The organism is Xanthomonas prunicola (assembly GCF_002846205.1).
Classification (GTDB): domain Bacteria; phylum Pseudomonadota; class Gammaproteobacteria; order Xanthomonadales; family Xanthomonadaceae; genus Xanthomonas; species Xanthomonas prunicola.
In genome coordinates, this window is the sequence record NZ_PHKV01000012.1 from 1 (window position 1) to 19,449 (window position 19,449).

Genomic DNA, 19,449 nt, shown 5'->3' on the forward strand with positions numbered 1-19,449 from the left:
GGTACATGCCGCACCGAGCACCGGCCGCGCGCGCCTGGCGGTGAGCGCAGTCGTTTTGTTAGTTGCTCCAAGCGCCGTCAGCTGCTGACGGCTGGTAGCGGCGGCACCGAGGTCGGCTTGCCGTCAGCATCCAGCGCGATCATCACGAAGTGCCCGCGTGTGCACAGCTCGCGCGCGCCGCTGAGCAGATCTTCGGCGATCAGTTCCACTTCCACCTTGATCGAGCTGCGCCCCACCGACACCACCCGCGCGATGGTTTCCACCATCTGGCCCTGCCGGATCGGCAACTTGAAATCCACCTGGTCCGAACGCGCGGTCACCACGGCGCGCCGCGCATAGCGCGAAGCGGCCAGAAACGCGGCCTTGTCCATCCACGCCAGCGCCTGGCCGCCGAACAGCGTGCCCATGTGATTGGTGTGGTTGGGAAACACGATCTCGGCCATGCGGGCTTCGGTCGGTGGAACGGGTGTGGCGCTGGTCATGAAGGCGGTACCGGAAAAAGGAAGGGAAGCCAGCCCGATCAGCTGCGCAGCGTCGGCAGGAAACGCAAGTCCATGTGGTAGCACGCCGGGCGCTGCGGATCGACGAAGATGCGCAGCAGCTGTCCATCGACCAGGAACGGCTGCGGATCGGTCCACAGGTTATCGCTGCGATACTCGGTCAAGGTGTTGTGGGTGCGATCGTGGCGCTGGGCCAGGATACGGAACGGGTGCACGCCGTTGACCTGCAAAGACGCATTGCGTTCGACGCACACCAAGCGCGCTTCCACCACCGTGCCATGCCGGCGCAACCATGCAGCACGCCGCGCATGCCAGATGCGATAACCGAGGATGCCGCCACCCACGCCGCCGAACGCCACGCCCAGCAGCAACAGGATCCAGCGCGCCTGATCCGGCAACAGCGCCGCACCGGTCAACAAGCCCAGCCCCGCCAGCAGGAAGCTCCAGGCGACGATGGTGACCGTGGTGTTCACCGGGCGCCTCGCATCGACCGAGCGCCCGTCACCATCACAGGCCGCCGCGGACCGCCGCTTCCACCTGCGCCGGCGACTGGAAACCCGGCAGACGTGCCACTTCCGCGCCATCGCGGTACAGCGCCAGTGTTGGAGTCTGACGCAGGCCAAGATCGCGGAAGAACTCCTCGCCCACCACTTCCAGCTTGACCTTCAACAAGGCCACACCTTCGGCGGCATCGCTGTTGGCGAACTTGTCCAGCGACATGTCGAGCATGCGACAGCCGGGGCAATTGTCCTTGTAGAAATCCACCAGCGCGCGCGGGTGCGCGGCCAGGATCTGGGTGTAGTGCTCAGGCGACGTGACGGTAATGGTCTGCATCATGGGGATCGTGTGTGCATTGAGCCAGGACCTCGTCGGTCCAGGCGGCGATGGCCTGCGCGTCGCGCTGGCCGTGGGGCATCTGTTCGATGGTCAAACGCGGAAACGGGCTGGCGAAGAACTGTGCGATGCGATGCACCGCACCGCAAAAATAGTCCTCGCCCCACTGCGTTTCGCCTGTGCCGAACACGGCCACCTGCGGTGGCTTGCCCAGCGTTTCAACCAACTCGACGATAAAACGTTTCATCTCCGACGGCGTACGCCCACCGTTGTCGGTCCAGCTGCCAAACAGGAACAGGTCGTACTGCCCCGGCGCATGCGGCACCTGTTCCAGCCGCTGCACATCGGTCTCCAGCCAGGTCACCGTGTGCCCGGCCGCCTCACAGTGCAGCGCGACACTGCGCGCCACATCACGCGTGTTGCCGCTCAACGATGCCAGGACCAGCAGGATGTTCATGTCGCGGGGATTTGGGAATGGAGAATGGGGAATCGGAAGAGCGCGCGGCTGTCTGCTTTTGCCATTCCCGATTCCCTATTCCCGATGACTCACAGATCGTCGAACCCATTATCCGAATTGGTCTTCTTGTACGAAGCATTCCGCATTTCGAAGAAGTCGGTCTTGGTCTCGGTGAAGTTGTCGGCGTAGGCCTTGATCCACGGCATCACGTTGTCGTTGGCGCCTTCGTACAGCTTCTCGATGCCGAGCATGCCGGCCATCTTGTTGGCGCGGTACTTCACGTAGCGGATCATCTCGTCAACATCGATGCCGTCGATGCCGTCCAGCACTTCGGCGGTCCACACCGTTTCCAGGTCGATCGCGTGCTCGAAGGCCTTGTGCACGTAGTCGGTGAGCTCATCGCCCTGCAGCGCCTGGTTCTCGCCGATGATGGCGCGGATCAGCTCGCTGATGAACTTGGAGTGGGCCAGTTCGTCGCGGTTGATGAAGCTGATGATCTTGCCGGTACCGGTCATGCGGTTCTGGCGGACCAGGTTGTAGAAATACGCAAAGCCGGAATAGAAGTTGATGCCTTCCAGGATCGAGGACTGGATCAGCGCGCGGATCAGCGTTTCGGCCGTCTTGTCGCGCATGAAGTCTTCGTAGGCGCCCATGATCGGCGCATTGCGCTTGATGATGGTCGGGTGCGTGCGCGCGATTTCGAACACGCGGTTCTGGTCGGCCAGGCCGGTGATCGAGGCCAGCACGTAGCTGTAGCTCTCGTTATGGATCACTTCCTGCTGGCCGATGATCGCAGCATTGGCATGCGCGGCCGGGTCGGTGATGTATTCGGCGACGTTGTAGATGAAGCGCGTCTGCGGCGAATCCAGCGTGGCCAGCAAGCCGATGATCGAATCGTAGGCGTTCTTTTCGCGCGCCGACAGCTCGTTGTACTGGCGCGCATCGCCCTTCATGTCCACTTCGTCGGGGATCCAGAAGTTGGTCGACAGTTCCTTGTACGCCCGATAGAAAGACGGGTACGGGATGTCGTTCCAGTTGAGGATGCCGGAGGTCTCGCCATTGATGATGGCGGTGGAGCGATTGGGGTGACGCGGCTCCAGGATCTTGATGCGTTCAAGCGGTGTTGCGGACATGTGGGTCTCTACTCGTGTTCCGGGCAGTCGCCCGCGTGTGACGCGGGGACGGCGGCAGCAATCGTTCTGGAGAAAAGCCCCCTGAGTCAGGGGGCGCGCCGAAGGCGCGGGGTGTGGGAGCTGGTGAAGCAGGGTCCACGGTTCGCAACGCGAACCGTGGAAGCGAAGCGCGAATGCGCTTAGCTACCGAATGCGCTTTAGCTCGAACACCACTCGCACTCACTGATATCGATATCGTTGGAACGCACGTAGTACGTGGTCTTCAGGCCTTCGCGCCAGGCGGTCATGTGCAGGTCCAGCAGCGTGCTCGCGCGGATGGTGCTGGGCACGTAGAAATTGAAGCTGATCGACTGGTCGACGTGGCGCTGACGACGCGCGTTCTGACGCACGCTGGCGAACTGGTCGACCTTGTAGGCGCCCTTTTCGTAGTACGGCCAGGTTTCCAGCGACAGGCCGGGAGCGGCGACCGGACGACGGAAGTCCTTCTTTTCTTCGTAGTAGAACGCGCTGTAGATCGGGTCGATCGAGGCAGTGGAACCGGCGATCTGCGCGGTGCTCATGTTCGGCGCCACCGCCAGCATCCAGGCATTGCGCACGCCATTGACCGCGACCTGCGCCGACAGCTCCAGCCACTGCGGGCTGTTGTAGTCGCGCGCACGGAAGTACTCGCCGTTGTGCCAGTCGCTGCCGCGGAACACGCTGTAGGTGCCCTTTTCCTTGGCCAGCTCCATGCTCGCCTGGACGGTCAGATAGTTGATGCGCTCGTACAGCTCGTCGCTGTAGTCCTCGGCTTCCTTGGCGTTCCAGTGGATGGACTTCTGCGCGAGCAGATGGTGCCAGCCGAAGGTACCCAGGCCGATGGCGCGGTACTTCTGGTTGGTGATGGTGGCCTGCGGCACTGGCAACTGGTTCAGATCGATCACGTTGTCGAGCATGCGCACCTGGATCGGGATCAAGCGCTCCAGCACGTCGGCGCCCAGCAGATCGGCCTGGTCGGCCTGCACGGTGATCGCACGGCCCAGGTTGATCGAGGACAGGTTGCACACGACGAAGTCGCCGGCCTTCTTGGTGGTGACGATCTGATTGCCGCTGATGATCTCCTGCATCATCCGCGTGGGGCTCATGTTCTGCAGGATCTCGGTGCACAGGTTGGACGAATAGACCATGCCCTCGTGCTTGTTCGGGTTCTTGCGATTGACTTCATCGCGATAGAACATGAACGGGTTGCCGGTTTCCAGCTGGCTGACCATGATGCGCTTGAAGATCTCGATCGCCTTGACCGTCTTGCGGGTGATGCGCTCGTCGGCGACCACTTCCTCGTACTTGCGACGGAAGCTGCTGTTGGCGTCGCCCTTCTTCTCGTCGTAGAAGTCCTGCAGGTACCAGCCCTTGATCCGCTTCACTTCGTGCGGATCGAACAGGTACCAGTCGCCGCGACGCTCGACCGCTTCCATGAACAGGTCGGGGATGCACACCGAGGTGAACACGTCGTGCGCACGCAGACGCTGGTCGCCGTTGTTCAGGCGCAGATCCAGGAACGACTCGATGTCGCGGTGGAAGATGTCCAGATAGACCGCGATGGCGCCCTTGCGCTGGCCCAGCTGATCCACCGACACCGCAGTGTTGTTGAGCTGCTTGATCCACGGCACCACGCCGCCGGAGGAATTGCTCACGCCACGGATCGCCGAACCCGACGAACGCACATAGCCCAGGTACGCGCCCACGCCGCCGCCGTGCTTGGACACGCGGGCCACGTCGGTGTTGGAGTCGTAGATGCCCTGCAGGCTGTCGTCGACGGTGTCGATGAAGCAGCTCGACAGCTGCCCGCCGACCTTGCCGGCATTGGCCAGCGTCGGCGTTGCGACCGTCATATATAGATTGGACAGCGCCCAGTAGGCCTCGCCGACCAGCTGCATGCGGCGCTCGCGGCTGCCCTTGCCGGTGCCGATCTCGTCCTGCATCAGGTATAGCGCAATCGTCAGCCAGCGCTCCTGCGGCAGTTCGAACACGCCGCGCGAGCTGTCGGTGGCCAGATAACGCGTCGCCAACAGGTACAAGCCGTTGTAGGCGAACAGCTTGTCGCGCTCGGGCTCGATCATCTTGCCGGCTTCGATCAGTTCGTCCTTGGAGTAGCGGCGCAGGATGTCGTTGGAATAGACGTTGCGGTCGGCCAGGCTCTCCTGCAGGCCGACGAACGAGCCGTACTTCTGGCTGGCGTCGTAGAAACGGTTGCGGCTGGCGCGCTTGTACAGGCGGCGCAGGTACAGGCGCGCGGCAAAGTGCTCCCACTCCGGGGTGGTCAGATCGACGCGGGCCTCGGCCTCGCGGATCAGGTGGTCGACCAGGTCGTCAGCGTTGACGCTGTCCTTGCGGTCGACGAAGCCGAACACCGAGCGCTTGTAGTCGGCCACGTCCAGCTGCGGGAACTCGGCATGGATCTGGTCGATGGCGCGCTCCAGGCGCTCCGGCTCGAACGGAATCTTGCGATTGCCCGCTTCCTTGGTGATCCAGGTGGAGACAGCTTGTTCTTCGATGGTCTGTGCGTGCATTGCAATGGCTTGGCGGGGAGGCGGCACGATGTCGGAGGGGTCGGTCAATTCCGGCGCGCCGCTGGGGGGCGCGCTGACACTGGCAGGAACGCTGGTGGGTGTTGCGGTACCGGCGGCGATCGCGGCAAGGGTGTCGTTGGTGGTCATGCGTCCTCCATGCGTAGGCACACGAACCCGTTCGGGGACGGGCTGCGGCCGGATCCGGATTCCCTGGACAGCGATGACGGTGCGGGACGAGCGGCACGCAAGACCCACGGTCTGCGGCGCATCGCCATCACCAGCCATCTCCTTACCGGAGATTCCACGGCCGCCACCGCGCGGTGTGCTGTCGCGTGGTGGTCGGTGGCGAAACAACCGGGGCGCAACAAGACCACGACGCCGACTCCAGGCAAAACGCCCGGATGGCTGTAGTCATAGATACGACCGCGGCAGGGAGGTCAGTTCGACCGCGGCCCCGCCGCGATACGTGCTCCCACTGGTCCGGCCGCCTTGTGCGACCAACCACCGACTCCCCCAAGATAGTGGGGTGCCGGTAAGGGGTCAACACCAAATGTAGGAAAATCCCGAAAACCCTTACAGCACAAAGCACTGTCTGACGAACGGTCGGCGCAAGGCTGCGAACCCGTCCAATTGGACTGCGCAGTCAAGGCCCAAACCGGCAATTCTGTCGATCAGTTGGGTCCGGTTGGGTTGGCTGCGACACCCATCGACACTGAAGCAGGTCACAGTTGTGCGATCCCTGCCTCAGGCGGCACCGCACGCCTGGGGCGCCTGCCTTGACACCGGCAATGGGAGGAACTCGCCGCTGCCGACTTTGGGTCGAGGGTGCGGCGCCCTCACCGCTCGCGGGACACGCCGTGAACCCATCCCTGGGGGCTCGGTGGCGGCATCCATGCCGCCACACGATCCCGCAATCGGCGAGGACACCGCACCAGAAAGTCCGTCGGTTGCCTTACCGAAAACCATGCACACCGACCATCTCGACGGGTCCTTGCCCGCCCACCGTCGCGGGACCTTACGCGGCATGGATGCCGCGTAAGAGCCTACAAGGACGTACTTGCGGCGTGTCCCGCGATGGTGGGCGGGCAAGGGCCCTGCAGCAAACCCACAGCGGCGAGGTTGGGCGTGCAAAGGCAATGCAGCCAAGCCACCGACCAGCCGCGCCGTCCGATGGCCACGAAGGCGCTGTCAGCCGCTCTCAAGTAAACGGCGTGACGCCTTGCGCGCTGCCCGTGCGCGGGAATCAGATCTCGGTCGGGCTGAGATGGTTGCGCTTGCGGTAGCGGATCGACGACCACACCGAGGCGGCGATGAAGGCCACGCCGATCAGGCCGGTCAGCACTTCCGGCACGTGGTAGACGGTGCCCACCAGCATGATGATCGCCAGCACGCCGATGGCGTAATGCGCGCCATGCTCCAGGAACACGAATTCGTCCAGCGTGCCCTTGTGCACCAGATAGACCGTCATCGAACGCACGAACATCGCGCCGATCGCCAGGCCCAGCATGATGATCACCACGTCGCGGGTGATGGCGAATGCGCCGATCACGCCGTCGAACGAGAACGAGGCGTCCAGCACTTCCAGATACAAAAAAGCCGCAATCCCCGAACGCTTGGCCGGGCCCATGCCGCCGTCTTCGCTCTCTTCCGACTCGAACAGCGCATCCACGCTGCCCACCAGCAGATACAGCAGGATGCCGCCCAGGCCGGCGAACAGCACGCTCTGGAAGATGGCCTCGGGCAGGAACAGCTTGGTGCACAGCAGGACCGTCACCGCCACGATCACCGACATCGCGTCGGCCTTGCCCAGCTTGCCGACCAGCCGCTCCACCGGGCCAAGCCAGTGCAGCTTGCGCTCCTGGTCGAACAGGAAGTTGAGGAACACCAGCAACAGGAACATGCCACCGAAGGCGGCGATGGACGGGTAGTTATCGGTCAGCACCTGGCTGTAGCGTTCCGGCTCCTTCAGCGCCATCTGCATCACCGGCACCAGGCCCATGCCGGTGGCCACCGACACGATCACGATCGGGAACACCAGGCGCATGCCGAATACGGCGATCAGGATGCCCACGGTCAGAAACAATTTTTGCCAGAACGCGTTCATGTGCTTGAGCACGCCGGCGTTGACCACCGCGTTGTCGAACGACAACGAGACCTCCAGCACACTCAGTACCAGGCACAGCCACAGTGCCTGCCACAGACCCATTGCGGTGGTGTGGCCCCACCAGGCGGCAAGGCCCAGGCAAACGGCGGCAACCAACAACGACATTCTGAACTCGCGAAACATTGACACTCCCAGGCGGGCCGAGACGACAGCCGGAGCAATGAGCCAGGGCGAGGCCTGCAGTCCGGCGTGCGGTGGAGGATGGGGGACCGCGGCGTGACGCAAGGTCAGGCCGGGCGCGGCTCGCCCATTATAGGGAGTGTCACCGCCATCAGGGTCGCATCGTCCGGATCCGGGCGTACGCCAAAGCCCAGGCTCTGACACATCGCCAGCATCGTGCGGTTCTCGCGCAGCACCTGGCCTTCGATCTGCTTCAGGCCCAGCCAGCGCGCGTACTCGATCATGATGCGCATCAGCTGCCAGCCGATGCCGTGGCCCTTGAGGTCGGAGCGGATCAGGATGCCGTACTCGCCGCGTTCGTAGTCGGCGTCGGCGTGCAGGCGCACCGCACCGAGCATGTCGCCGGTCTTGGGGTCGATGGCCACCAGCGCGATCGAGCGGGCGTAATCGAGCTGGGTCAGCCGGGCGATGAATTCGTGGCTGAAATGCTTGACCGACTGGAAGAAGCGCAGCCGCAGGTCTTCGTCGGTGACGCGGGCGAAGAACGCGCGGAACAGCGCATCGTCTTCCGGGCGCACCGGGCGCACCAGCACATGCGTGCCATCGCCCAGGCCGATCTGGCGCTCCCATTCCTTCGGGTACGGGAAGATCGCAAAGCGCGGATGGCCGCGGCCCTTGTGCAGCTTGCGCGCCGGCGCCACCGCCACGCGGGCGTCCAGCGCGATGACGCCATCGCGATCCGCCAGCAGCGGGTTGATGTCCAGCTCGGTGATTTCGGGGATGTCGGCGGCCAGCTGTGCCAGCTTGACCAGCACCAGCGCCACCGCGCGCTCGTCGGCAGCCGGCACGTCGCGATACGCCTTGAGGATGCGCGAGACGCGGGTGCGGCCGATCAGTTCGTGGGCCAGGCGCAGGTCCAGCGGCGGCAGCGCCAGTTCGCGGTCGTTGATCACCTCCACCGCGGTGCCGCCGCGCCCGAACACGATCGCCGGGCCGAACACCGGGTCGTCGGCAATACCGGCGATCAGTTCGCGCGCCTTGGGCCGCAGCACGGTGGGCTGCACGATCACCCCTTCGATCACCGCGTTGGGGTGCGCAGCGCGCGCACGCGCCAGGATGCCGGTGGCCGCTTCGCGCACCGCGGCGACGCTGGAGAGGTTCAGGCGCACGCCATCGACATCGGACTTGTGCGCGATCTCGCTGGACAACACCTTCAAGGTCACCGTGCGGCCCACCGCCAGTAGCGGGTCGGCCAGCAAGGCGGCTTCGTTGGCGGTGGCCGCGACCTGCAGCGGCACGATCGGGATGCCGTAGGCGGCCAGCAGGCGATTGGTGGCGACCGGGTCCAGCCAGCGCCGACCGGCGGCCAGGGCGTCGTCGACCACCGCGCGGGCGATGCCGGCATCCACCACGAAATCTTCCGGCAGGCTGGGCGGGGTTTCCATCAACGCCGCCTGCGCTTCTCGGTAGCGCACCAGATGGGTGAAGCCGCGCACCGCGTCCGATTCGGTGGCATAGGTGGGCACGCGCGCAGCGTTGAGCGCGGCGATCGCTGCATCGTCCTGGCCCAGCCACACCGCGAATACCGGTTTTTCGCGCTGATAGCGGTCGCGTTGGTCCAGCGCGCGGGTCAGCGCCTTGGCCGCATCGGCCGAAGAAGTAAACGCGGTGGGCACGTTGACCACCAGCAGCGCGTCGTTTTCCGGATCGTCCAGCAGCGCTTCGATCGCCGCGGCATAGCGCGCACCATCGGCGTCGACAATGATGTCGACCGGATTGCTGCGCGACCAGCCTTCGGGCAGCGACTGATCGAGTTTTTCCAGCGTCTTGGGCGACAACTCGGCCAGGGTGCCGCCGCGCAACACCAGTTGATCCACCGCCAGCTGCCCCACCCCGCCGCCGTTGCTCAGGATGGCCAGGCGCCGGCCGGGGAAACTGCCGAGCCGGCCCAGCGTTTCGGCAGCGGCGAACAGCTCGTCCAGCGCGCCCACGCGCAACAGGCCGGCACGTGCGAACGCCGCGCCGTACACCGCATCCGAACCGGCCAGCGCCTGCGCGTGGGTGTCCGCATTCGGGTTGATGCGGAACTGGCGGCCGGACTTGACCACCACCACCGGTTTGGCGCGTGCGGCGGCGCGTGCGGCCGACATGAACTTGCGCGCATCGCCGATGCGTTCGACGTACAGCAGAATTGCGCGGGTGCGGTAGTCGGTGGCGAAGTAGTCGAGCAGATCGCCGAAGTCCACATCCAGCGTGTCGCCCAGCGACACCACCGCCGAGAACCCGACCGAGCGCGCCACGCCCCACTCCACCAGCGCGGCGGCAATGGCGCTGGATTCGGAAATCAACGCCAGATCGCCGGCCTGCGGGCAGTGCGCGGCGATGCTGGCATTGAGCCGCGCATGCGGGGCGATCACGCCCAGACAGTGTGGGCCGAGGATGCGCATGCCTTTTGCGCGCGCGGCCGCTTCCATGCGCGCAGCCGGCGAACCGGGGCCACGCCCTAAGCCTGCGGTGAGGATGATCGCCGCGGCCACGCCACGCCGCGCGGCGATGGAGACGATGCGCGGCACGATCCGCGCCGGCGCAGTGATCACCACCAGGTCCGGCACCCACGGCAGATCGGTCAGCCGCGCCACCGTGCGCACGCCGTCGATCTCGCGATAGCGCGGGCTCACCCAGCCGATCTGCCCCGGGAATCCGGCAGCGCGCAGATTGCGCACCACCGCCCGCCCGGCAGAGCGATCGCGCGGGCTGCCGCCCACCACCGCCACGGTGCTGGGACGAAAGACCTGCTGCAGGTGGTACGTACTCATCGGACGGGGGAAAACAATGCCATCGCGCTACGGTACACGCACTGGCGTTTCAGGGCATGGGGTGACACTGGCAAAGGGGCGGCGACTGTAGCGGCTGCCAGATACGCGCGCTTCTTGCGACCAACTGTTTGGCACAGCCGCCTTGCACGAAGGCGGTCGTCGTCGACTGACGCGCATTTGGCTGAAACCCTTGTCGAACAGGTGACGTGTTCAACGGCTAAGCGCACCAGGGTTACAGCATTGCCATGCCTGCCGCGGCCATGCCGCATCGGCCGGCCTGCCGATCCCTGCCTACTTCGACAATGTCGAGGTCGACGTGCGGCAGTGCTGGGCGCCGTAAGCCACCGAATAGGGTTCGTCGTAGCATTTGATCAGGCCATCGACGACATCCAGGTTTGGCGGCCAGCGCATCTTCATCTCAGGTCGGCCCTTCTCGGCAGGGAACACCATATAGCCATCCTGCAACGGCAGCATATCCTCGGCCTGCCGATAGGGCACCGACGCAAGCCGTGCCCGTGCGGCATCCAGACCCACGCGGTCGCGTTTGAGGAACGCGATCATCGCATCCACATACGCATTCCAGCCGGCGAGATCCTCGGCGGCTGGCTTGTACGACTTTTCGAACAGGGCGATCGCCTGCGCCGTTTGCCCGGCCTCTGCACGCATCTGACCTTCGTGCCACACCACGATGCCGCCAGTGATTGCGTGCGCCTGGCGGTAGTCGTGCAGCAGGTCGGCAGCTGCCACGGCACAACCGGGGCGGTTGGCAATCGTGCGCCAGCCGCCCTGCATGTCCTGATCGAAGGCGTCTTCATCCAGTGCCAGCATCGCCGCACGATCGTAGATGCACCCTGCGGGCTGGGCCGGTTCGGCCCAGCTTGGCTGCGTCATGGCGATCGACAACACCCCTGTCCACACAACGCACCACAGCGCACTGCCTCGCATCGCCAGCACCTTGCCCGGAAGGAACCCGGACTCTACAACAGCGTCCCACTCAAGATCAGCGCAGCGATGCTGAAATAGATCACCAAGCCAGTGACGTCCACCAACGTCGCAACAAAGGGCGCCGAGGCGCTAGCCGGGTCGAAGCCGAGCCGTTGCAGCACGAATGGCAGCATCGAGCCCGAGAGCGAACCGAAGGTGACGATGCCGATCAGCGCGGCGCCGATGGTCAACGCCACCATCTGCCAGTGCGGGCCGTAGTTGTACAAGCCGGCGGTCTGCCAGATGGTGATGCGCACGATCGCCAGCACGCCCAGGATCGCGCCCAGGGTCAAGCCGGTAGGCAATTCGCGCAGCGCCACTTTCCACCAGTCGCCCAGACGGATTTCGCGCAACGCCAACGAGCGGATCAGCAGCGAGGTGGCCTGCGAACCGGAGTTCCCCCCCGAACTCATGATCAGCGGGATGAACAAGGTCAACACCACGGCCTTGGACAGCTCGTCCTCGAAGTGCTGCATCGCGCTGGCGGTGAGCATTTCGCCCAGAAACAGCACGCTCAACCAGCCGGCGCGCTTCTTGATCATCTGGCCGAAGCCAATTTGCATGTACGGCTTGTCCAACGCTTCCATGCCGCCGAACTTGTGCACGTCTTCGGTGGATTCGGCGATCAATGCATCGAGCACGTCGTCCACGGTGACGATGCCGAGCACGTGGCCGCGCGCATCCACCACCGGGATGGCGAGCAGGTCATGGCGACGGATCAGCCGCGCCACTTCTTCCTGATCCAGTGCCGGGTCCACGGTGACCGGCGGATTGACCTGCGCCACGTCCAGGATCGGCGCCTCCGGCGCGCCGGTGATCAGCCGGCGCATGGTCACCACCTGCTGCAGCACGCGGCTGTGCGGGTCGAGCAGATAGATCGCGTAGACGGTCTCGCGGCTGCGCTCCACTTCGCGGATGTGCTGCAGGGTGCGGCCCACCGTCCAATCGGACGGCACCGCCACGAACTCGGTGGTCATCAGCGCGCCAGCCGTGTTGGGCGGGTAGCGCATCAATGCCTGGATCGACAGCCGCGCCTCGGCGCTGAGCAGCCACAGCAACGGCTGGCGCTGCTCGGCATCCAGACCGTGGAAGATGTCGGTGGCGCGGTCGTCGGCCATCTGCCCCAGCAGCGAGGCAGCCTGCTCGGCCGGCAGCAACGCCACCAGCGTGCTGGCATCGCGCAATTCTGGTTGCTCGAGCACCTTCACCGCACGTGGTGGTGGCAACGCGGCCAGCACCTGTGCCGCTTCGTCGCGGTCGAGGGCGTTGAGGTATTCCACCGCATCGGCCGTGTTGAGCTCGGCCAGGGGTGCGGTCAGTGCATCGACGCCTTCGGCAAGGCGCAGGGTTTCGTCGTACATGGTGGTTCGCCTGGTGACGACCGTCGTCGATGACAGCCAGCGAACCTGAGCCTCAGGCGCGCGCCAGCTGGGTCATCGACCCGGGTCTAGGGTGACTGTCGCTGGACATAGGTAAGGGCTCCAAAGGTGCGTACCGGCCGGTGATCCGGGCGGTGGCGCGGCGCAGTCTGCGCGCCTGAGGCGGCTTGGTCAATGCCCTGTGCGCAGGTCGCTTAAGTGGGCTTCCCGAAGCCGGGCGTCGCAGGCGCATACCGAGCGTGCACGCCAGCGGGATTTCGGCGAACACGCCGGCAGTGCGGAGCGGATCGGGGTGTCGCGCGCCATCGTGGGCAGGCCGACGAGGAACGCGTGGCGCCGTGGCGTCGCCGTGCCAGGCCAGCGTGTTGGGGGGGCGGATGCACCGTTACCGCAACGCCCGTGCTGCGGCCGACGCACCAATACGGAGCCGAGCAACCGGCCGTCATTGCACTGCGCTGGAGGCCACGGGTGGTTGCTACAGCCCGCTTCACGCAACGCCCGGTGCATTGCTTCCTGCCATGGCATCGGCCATCGCACTCACGCAAGCGCGTTGTCGCATCGCGCGTCATCGCAACCGACATCACTACCGCACAACTGGCACATGCGTGCGCGCAGGCCAGTTAGCCTGCGCGGCATAATGCGCACCTCAACGGAGAGTACGCATGCATAGCGGTGGCCTGGAACTGGCGTTGGTGTTGATGCTGGCCGCCATCGTGGCGGTGCCGGTGTTCAAACGCTTCGGCCTGGGTGCGGTGCTGGCCTATCTGGTCGCCGGCGTGGTGCTCGGCCCGGATGGCGTGGGCGTGGTGCAGGATGCCGAACGCATCAGCGGCGCGGCCGAGATCGGCGTGGTGATGCTGCTGTTCGTGATCGGGCTGGAACTGTCGCCGGCGCGCCTGAAGGTGATGCGCCATTCGGTGTTCGGCGCCGGCGCCACGCAGGTGCTGGTGACGGCGGTAATCCTGGGCGGCTTGCTGATGGCAGCCCACCTGGGTTGGAAGAGCGCGCTGATCGTCGGCGTAGCACTGGCACTCTCATCCACGGCGGTGGGCCTGCAATTGCTGGCCGAACGCAAGGCGCTCAACAGCGACTACGGCCGGCTGGCATTCGCCATTTTGCTGTTCCAGGATCTGATTGCGATCCCCTTGCTGGCGGCCATCCCGCTGCTCGGCGGCAGCAAGAACGACGCGCTTGAATGGCAGGACGTGGCCAAGGCCATCGCAGCCCTTGCCCTGGTGATCGTGTGCGGGCGCGTTGTGCTGCGGCACCTGTTCAACGTGGTGGCACGCACGCGCATGCCGGAAGTCTTCACCGCCAGCGCCTTGCTGGTGGTGCTGGGCACCGCCTGGATCATGCAGGAGGCCGGATTGAGCGCCAGCCTGGGCGCCTTCATTGCCGGCGTGTTGCTGGCCGATTCGGAATTCCGCCACGAACTGGAATCACAGATCGAACCGTTCGAAGGCTTGCTGCTGGGCCTGTTTTTCATCTCGGTGGGCATGGGCATCGATCTGAACCGCGTGGTGGCCGAGCCGTGGTTGATCGCAGCGGGCGTGGCGATCTTGCTGGTGGTGAAGTTCTCGTTGCTGGTCGGCATCGGCAGCGCGGCCAAACTGCCGCTGCGCAGCAGCCTGATGCTGGGCAGCGTGCTCTGGCTGGGCGGCGAATTCGCGTTCGTGGTGTTCAACGAGGCCGACCGCGTCGGCCTGCTCGAGCCGGCCAATCACGATCGGCTGGTGGCCATCGTCGGCGTGTCGATGGCACTGACGCCATTATTGCTGCTTGGCATGCAACGCATCCTCAACGGGCCGCTGCGCGTGCGCGCACCCAAAACCGATCGCCCGTTCGACACCATCGATGCGCAGACCCCAAAGGTGCTGGTCGCCGGCATGGGCCGCTTCGGCCAGGTGGTCGCGCGCCTGCTCACCGCACGGCATGTGCCGTTCGTGGCGCTGGAACACAACCCCGACACCGTAGAAGACCTGCGCCGTTTCGGCAGCCAGCTGTATTACGGCGACCCCACCCGTCCCGAGCTGCTGCGCGCTGCCGGTGCCGAGCGCATCAAGGTGTTCGTGATCGCGGTGGACGACCCGGAAACCAACATCAAGACGGTGCGACTGATCCGTCGCCTGTATCCGCAAGCCACCGTGCTGGCGCGCGCACGCAACCGCCAACACGCCTGGAAATTGATGGATCTGGGCGCAGAACCGTTCCGCGAAGTCTTCGCCTCCAGCCTGGAACTGAGCGAACGCGTGCTGACCTCGCTCGGTCTGGGCGAGGCGCTCGCCCACGATCACGTCAAACGCTTCCGCCAGCACGACGAAGACCTGCTGCGCCGCCAGCACCTGGTCTACGACGACGAGGCCAAGGTGATCCAGACCTCGCGTGATGCACGTGCCGATCTGATGAATCTGTTCGAAGCCGACGTCAAGGCGGATGTGGATGAGGATGATGAGACGGTGGCGGCCACGCGCGACACCTGAGTGCTGATGCATTCGCAGCGACACAGTGCAGCGTCGGACAAGACGATGATGAAATAGCGCGTCATCGCGAGATCGAGGGGGAGGACGCTTCATGGCGCCCACGCAGTTGGTTGAAGATAGCGTCAACGCAGCATCACTATCAGCTCTACGCCATTGCGCTTGCCGCGTCAGCAATCAGGCCGATGCATTAAGCATCCGCCGCGGATGGCGCGATGACGCGTTTGCGTTGACGTGTCATCGGCTTGAACCTTCACTGCAGAGCCAAACAGCCAATTCTTAGGTTGCGCCACCAGTTATCGATCCGAGCAAACCGCGCCAACCGCGCAACGCGGCTGGCGCATGCGACTCAGCTACGCAGCGTGCGCGCAGAGCTCGGTTTGCTCCCCGACTTTTTGGCGGCGACCTTGCGTGCCGTTGTACTGCTCACGCGCTTGGCCACAACTTTTGCGACTTGTTTGCTTGCGCCTTTAGTGACGGCCTTTCTGGCGACCTTCCGGCTCGCGGCTGCTGCACCTTCAGTAGATGCGGCAGCAACCGCCGGCGTGCGCCTGGCTGGCGCCTTGCCTGTCTTCTTTGCAACTTTCCTGGCGGCTTTCTTCACCGGCGTTGCAGCACCAGCGCGCGCTTCTGGCGCGCGGCGCGGCGGCGGCTTGCGGCCCGGGGTGAGCGCGCGCCAGGCGTGTCCGCCGTTCATGGCCAGCAAGGCGTCGGCAGCCGAGGGGCCGGCGCTGCCGGCGGCGTAATTGGGGAAGTCGCTCGGCGGTTGTTTCCATGCATCCAGGATCGGCTGCACGATGCGCCACGCGCCTTCCACCATCGCCGCATCCTGGAACAGACCGGCTTCGCCGTTCATGCAGTCCTGCAGCAGGCGTTCGTAGCCCACGGTGTATTCCTTGGGAAACCAGTCGCGGTAGCGGAAATCCATGCGCACCGGCGCCAGTGCCACTTGTGCGCCTGGGCGTTTGACATCGAACTGCAGCGAGATGCCTTCATCCGGCTGGATATGCAGCACCAGCCAGTCAGGGCCGTAGCCGCCCACTTCGGTGCTGCGGAATGGCGCCAGCGGTGCCGGCTTGAAACGGATCGCGATCTCGGTGGTGCGCTCGCGCAGGCGCTTGCCGGTGCGCAAGTAAAACGGCACGCCGGCCCAGCGCCAGGTATCCACCTGCAGCTTCATCGCCACATAGGTTTCGGTTTCCGAATCTTCCGGCACGGTGTCTTCTTCGCGATAGCCCGGTACCGCGCTACGGCTGACCGCACCGGAGGCGTATTGCCCGCGCACCACATCTTCGGGCTTGATCGGGCGTACCGCTTCGATGACTTCGGCGCGACGTCGATGCATCGCCTCGGTGGTGAACGCCGCCGGCGGTTCCATCGCAATCATCGCCAGCAACTGGAACAGATGGTTCGGCACCATGTCGCGCAAGCAACCGGTGGGGTCGTAGAAACGCCCGCGCCCTTCCACGCCGATGGTTTCGGCCGCGGTGATCTGCACATGGTCGATGCGATCGCGATTCCACACCGGCTCGAACAAGCCGTTGGCGAAGCGGAACGCAAGAATATTCTGCACCGTCTCCTTGCCCAGGAAATGATCGATGCGGAACACCTGATCTTCGTGCAGGACCTTGGCCACAGTGGCATTGAGATGCCTGGCGCTGGGCAGATCGTGGCCGAAAGGTTTTTCAACGATCACCCGGCGCCAGCCTTCACCCTCGCGTTGCTTGACCAGGCCGGCTTCGCCCAGGTTGAGCAACACCGGTTCGAAGAAACGCGCAGCAGTGGCCAGATAGAACAGCACATTGCCCTGGGTGCCGTAGCGCTTGTGCAGTTTGTCCAGCAGGCCACCCAACGCCTGATACGCGCCCAGGTCGGTGAAGTCGCCGCGCAGGTAATGCATGCGCTCGCGCAGCCAATCCCAGGCGCCGGTATCGAATTCGTCGGTCTGGAATTCGGCATCGCGGCTGCTCAGCAGCTGCGTCATCGACTGTCCCATGTTGGTCCTCCATGCGCGCTCGCTGATGTCGCCATGGTCCATGCCGACGATGGCGAATTGCTCGCCCAGCGCGCCAGCGCGGCGCAGGTTGTACAGCGCCGGCATCACCAGGCGCTTGGTCAGATCGCCGCGTGCGCCGAACACCACGATGATGCACGGCGGGGTGGTTGCTTGCTCACTCATGGATGCGTTTCCTTTTCGCCCATACGTCCGTGCAGGCGCAGTGCCGCATTGACCAGGGCCACGTGGGAGTACCCTTGCGGGAAGTTGCCGAGCATGCGTTTGCTGCGCGGGTCATATTCTTCGGCGAGCAAACCCACGTCGTTGCATAGCCCGAGCAGACGTTCGAGCAATGCGCGCGCCTCATCGGTGCGGCCGATCAACGCAAAGTTTTCCACCAGCCAGAAACTGCAGGCCAGGAAGGTGCCTTCGCCGGCCGGCAGGCCGTCGGCGCTGTCGTCGGCGCGATAGCGCTCGACCAATCCATCGATGGTCAGATCGCGCGCGATCGCATCGGCGGTAGCGGCAATGCGCGGATCGTCCGGCGGCAGAAACCCCACGATGGGGATCAGCAGCAGCGACGCATCCAGCCGATCCGAGCCATAGCTCTGGACGAAGTGGCCGTCCGGGTGCACGCCTTTTGCCAGCACTTCGGCGTGGATTTCTTCGGCAATGCGGCCCCACCGTGCGCGTTTTTCAGCGTCTGCATTGGTGATGCCGTCACGCGCGCCGCAGTCGAATGCCAACCATGCCATTACCTTGGAATGCACGAAGTGGCGGCGCTCGTCGCGGATTTCCCAGATGCCTTCATCAGGTTCGCGCCATAACGTTTCCAGCGTATCCAGGATTTTTTCCAGCAGCGACGCGGACGACCCATCGTCGTCCGACGGCGGGTCCACACCTTTTTCGCGCGCGTAATGAAAGGCGCCGATCAACTCACCATAGACATCGAGCTGAAACTGATCCACCGCGCCGTTACCGATGCGCACCGGGCCGGAGTTTTCATAACCGGGCAGCCAGGACGCTTCCCATTCCTGCAAGCGGCGTTCGCCGGCGATGCCGTACAGCGCCTGCAATTGATCCGGCGAACCGGCGATGGCGCGTTGAACCCAGCCGCGAAAGGCCGCCGCTTCATCACGATAACCGGCCTGCAGCAACGCAATCAGGGTGAACACCGAATCGCGCAGCCAGCAGTAACGATAATCCCAGTTACGCGTGCCACCCAGATGCTCCGGCAATGAGGCCGTGGGCGCAGCGACGATACCGCCGGTGGGCAGATAACTCAGCCCTTTCAGCACCACCAGCGAGCGGCGCACCTGCTCGGTCCACGGACCGACATCGGTGCAGCGACGTGCCCAGCCGTGCCAGAACGCGGCGGTACGTTGCAGCGCCTGTTCCGGGTCGATTTGCGGTGGCGTGGGCTCATGCGATGCGCCATGACTGAGCAGGAACCAGGTGCTTTGGCCGTCGCGCAGCGTGAAGTCCGACTCGGTGCCCATGTCTTCGCCGTGCAGTTCCTGCGGCGAGCGCAACGCGAGTTGGTCGGGGCCGGCAATGGCGCGGATGCCGCCGTCGATGCCGGTGACCCACGGCACGGTGCGGCCATAGTTGAAGCGAAAGGTCAGGCGCATGTGCATCGGCACCTCGCCCTGCACGCAGCGCACGATCCGCACCAGATGCTGGTGGTTGTCGCCTTCGTCGCTGGCGACCATGAAGTCGAACAGCTCCACGGTGCCGGTGTCGGTGGTCATGCGCGTGCACAACACCAGGCTATCGTCTTGGTAGGCGCGTTCGCTGCGAAAGTCGCCGGATGGCGATAACGCCCATTGCCCGTGCTGCTCATCGCCCAGCAAGGATGCGAAAAACGCATCCGAATCGAATCGTGGCAGACATAGCCAGTCGATGGTGCCGCGGTGGTCGACCAGGGCCGCGCTGTGGCAATTGCCCAGCATGGCGTGGTCCTCGATACGCACGCTCATCGTAGGGGCGCTTCCTTCCAACGAAAGAACCTGCAGTCTTGCATGCACGGTGTCGGGATCA

At 64.7% G+C, this 19,449-nt stretch carries 13 protein-coding genes; 1 reads left to right on the plus strand and 12 read right to left on the minus strand.

What is annotated here, in order from left to right; all coding sequences use genetic code 11:
• Positions 1-77: 77 nt before the first annotated feature.
• The 10 genes from XpruCFBP8353_RS20430 to mgtE all read right to left on the minus strand — a co-directional run bounded on the left by XpruCFBP8353_RS20430 (position 78) and on the right by mgtE (position 12,918).
• Positions 78-482 (minus strand): acyl-CoA thioesterase, encoded by a 405-nt coding sequence (locus XpruCFBP8353_RS20430; protein ID WP_101364864.1) that lies wholly within the window; start codon positions 480-482, stop codon positions 78-80.
• Between the two features lie 38 nt (positions 483-520).
• Entirely contained in the window at positions 521-973 is a 453-nt protein-coding gene (locus XpruCFBP8353_RS20435) for a hypothetical protein (protein WP_101364865.1), read from the minus strand.
• Between the two features lie 34 nt (positions 974-1,007).
• On the minus strand, positions 1,008-1,334 hold the full coding sequence (locus XpruCFBP8353_RS20440) for a thioredoxin family protein (protein WP_101364866.1): 327 nt from the start codon (positions 1,332-1,334) through the stop codon (positions 1,008-1,010).
• A complete protein-coding gene (locus XpruCFBP8353_RS20445; protein ID WP_101364867.1) occupies positions 1,306-1,791 on the minus strand; it encodes a flavodoxin in 486 nt (161 codons plus the stop codon). Before XpruCFBP8353_RS20445 ends, XpruCFBP8353_RS20440 begins: the two co-directional genes overlap by 29 nt.
• Positions 1,792-1,880: 89 nt before the next feature.
• Positions 1,881-2,924: a ribonucleotide-diphosphate reductase subunit beta gene (locus XpruCFBP8353_RS20450; RefSeq protein WP_101364868.1), complete on the minus strand. Its 1,044-nt coding sequence runs from the start codon at positions 2,922-2,924 to the stop codon at positions 1,881-1,883.
• 197 nt (positions 2,925-3,121) lie between these two features.
• Entirely contained in the window at positions 3,122-5,620 is a 2,499-nt protein-coding gene (locus XpruCFBP8353_RS20460; RefSeq protein ID WP_101364870.1) for a ribonucleoside-diphosphate reductase subunit alpha, read from the minus strand.
• Between the two features lie 1,096 nt (positions 5,621-6,716).
• Entirely contained in the window at positions 6,717-7,760 is a 1,044-nt protein-coding gene (locus XpruCFBP8353_RS20470) for a DUF475 domain-containing protein (protein ID WP_101364872.1), read from the minus strand.
• A gap of 104 nt (positions 7,761-7,864) precedes the next feature.
• The gene (locus tag XpruCFBP8353_RS20475; protein ID WP_101364873.1) at positions 7,865-10,573 is read right to left on the minus strand and encodes a bifunctional acetate--CoA ligase family protein/GNAT family N-acetyltransferase; all 2,709 of its coding nucleotides are present in this window, start codon (positions 10,571-10,573) and stop codon (positions 7,865-7,867) included.
• A 291-nt stretch (positions 10,574-10,864) separates the two neighbouring features.
• The gene (locus XpruCFBP8353_RS20480) at positions 10,865-11,479 is read right to left on the minus strand and encodes a hypothetical protein (RefSeq protein ID WP_101364874.1); all 615 of its coding nucleotides are present in this window, start codon (positions 11,477-11,479) and stop codon (positions 10,865-10,867) included.
• 71 nt (positions 11,480-11,550) lie between these two features.
• Positions 11,551-12,918, minus strand: a complete 1,368-nt coding sequence (mgtE, locus tag XpruCFBP8353_RS20485) for a magnesium transporter (RefSeq protein WP_101364875.1) — start codon at positions 12,916-12,918, stop codon at positions 11,551-11,553.
• Between the two features lie 680 nt (positions 12,919-13,598).
• Between mgtE and XpruCFBP8353_RS20495 the strand changes: the two genes are divergently transcribed.
• Positions 13,599-15,416: a monovalent cation:proton antiporter-2 (CPA2) family protein gene (locus XpruCFBP8353_RS20495; protein ID WP_101364877.1), complete on the plus strand. Its 1,818-nt coding sequence runs from the start codon at positions 13,599-13,601 to the stop codon at positions 15,414-15,416.
• Between the two features lie 346 nt (positions 15,417-15,762).
• Here XpruCFBP8353_RS20495 and zwf read toward each other — a convergent pair whose 3' ends face one another.
• Both zwf and XpruCFBP8353_RS20505 read right to left on the minus strand, forming a co-directional pair.
• The gene (zwf, locus tag XpruCFBP8353_RS20500; protein WP_101364878.1) at positions 15,763-17,592 is read right to left on the minus strand and encodes a glucose-6-phosphate dehydrogenase; all 1,830 of its coding nucleotides are present in this window, start codon (positions 17,590-17,592) and stop codon (positions 15,763-15,765) included.
• The gene (locus XpruCFBP8353_RS20505) at positions 17,589-19,388 is read right to left on the minus strand and encodes a glycoside hydrolase family 15 protein (RefSeq protein WP_101364879.1); all 1,800 of its coding nucleotides are present in this window, start codon (positions 19,386-19,388) and stop codon (positions 17,589-17,591) included. The genes zwf and XpruCFBP8353_RS20505 overlap by 4 nt, the downstream gene beginning before the upstream one ends.
• Positions 19,389-19,449: the final 61 nt, after the last annotated feature.

Excerpts from the sequence above, each read along its gene's own strand:
- XpruCFBP8353_RS20430 (WP_101364864.1), bottom strand. The coding sequence starts at position 482 with ATGACCAGCGCCACACCCGTTCCACCGACCGAAGCCCGCATGGCCGAG.
- XpruCFBP8353_RS20440 (WP_101364866.1), bottom strand. The coding sequence starts at position 1,334 with ATGCAGACCATTACCGTCACGTCGCCTGAGCACTACACCCAGATCCTG.
- XpruCFBP8353_RS20445 (WP_101364867.1), bottom strand. The coding sequence starts at position 1,791 with ATGAACATCCTGCTGGTCCTGGCATCGTTGAGCGGCAACACGCGTGAT.
- XpruCFBP8353_RS20450 (WP_101364868.1), bottom strand. The coding sequence starts at position 2,924 with ATGTCCGCAACACCGCTTGAACGCATCAAGATCCTGGAGCCGCGTCAC.
- XpruCFBP8353_RS20460 (WP_101364870.1), bottom strand. The coding sequence starts at position 5,620 with ATGACCACCAACGACACCCTTGCCGCGATCGCCGCCGGTACCGCAACA.
- XpruCFBP8353_RS20470 (WP_101364872.1), bottom strand. The coding sequence starts at position 7,760 with ATGTTTCGCGAGTTCAGAATGTCGTTGTTGGTTGCCGCCGTTTGCCTG.
- XpruCFBP8353_RS20475 (WP_101364873.1), bottom strand. The coding sequence starts at position 10,573 with ATGAGTACGTACCACCTGCAGCAGGTCTTTCGTCCCAGCACCGTGGCG.
- mgtE (WP_101364875.1), bottom strand. The coding sequence starts at position 12,918 with ATGTACGACGAAACCCTGCGCCTTGCCGAAGGCGTCGATGCACTGACC.
- XpruCFBP8353_RS20495 (WP_101364877.1), top strand. The coding sequence starts at position 13,599 with ATGCATAGCGGTGGCCTGGAACTGGCGTTGGTGTTGATGCTGGCCGCC.
- zwf (WP_101364878.1), bottom strand. The coding sequence starts at position 17,592 with ATGAGTGAGCAAGCAACCACCCCGCCGTGCATCATCGTGGTGTTCGGC.
- XpruCFBP8353_RS20505 (WP_101364879.1), bottom strand. The coding sequence starts at position 19,388 with ATGAGCGTGCGTATCGAGGACCACGCCATGCTGGGCAATTGCCACAGC.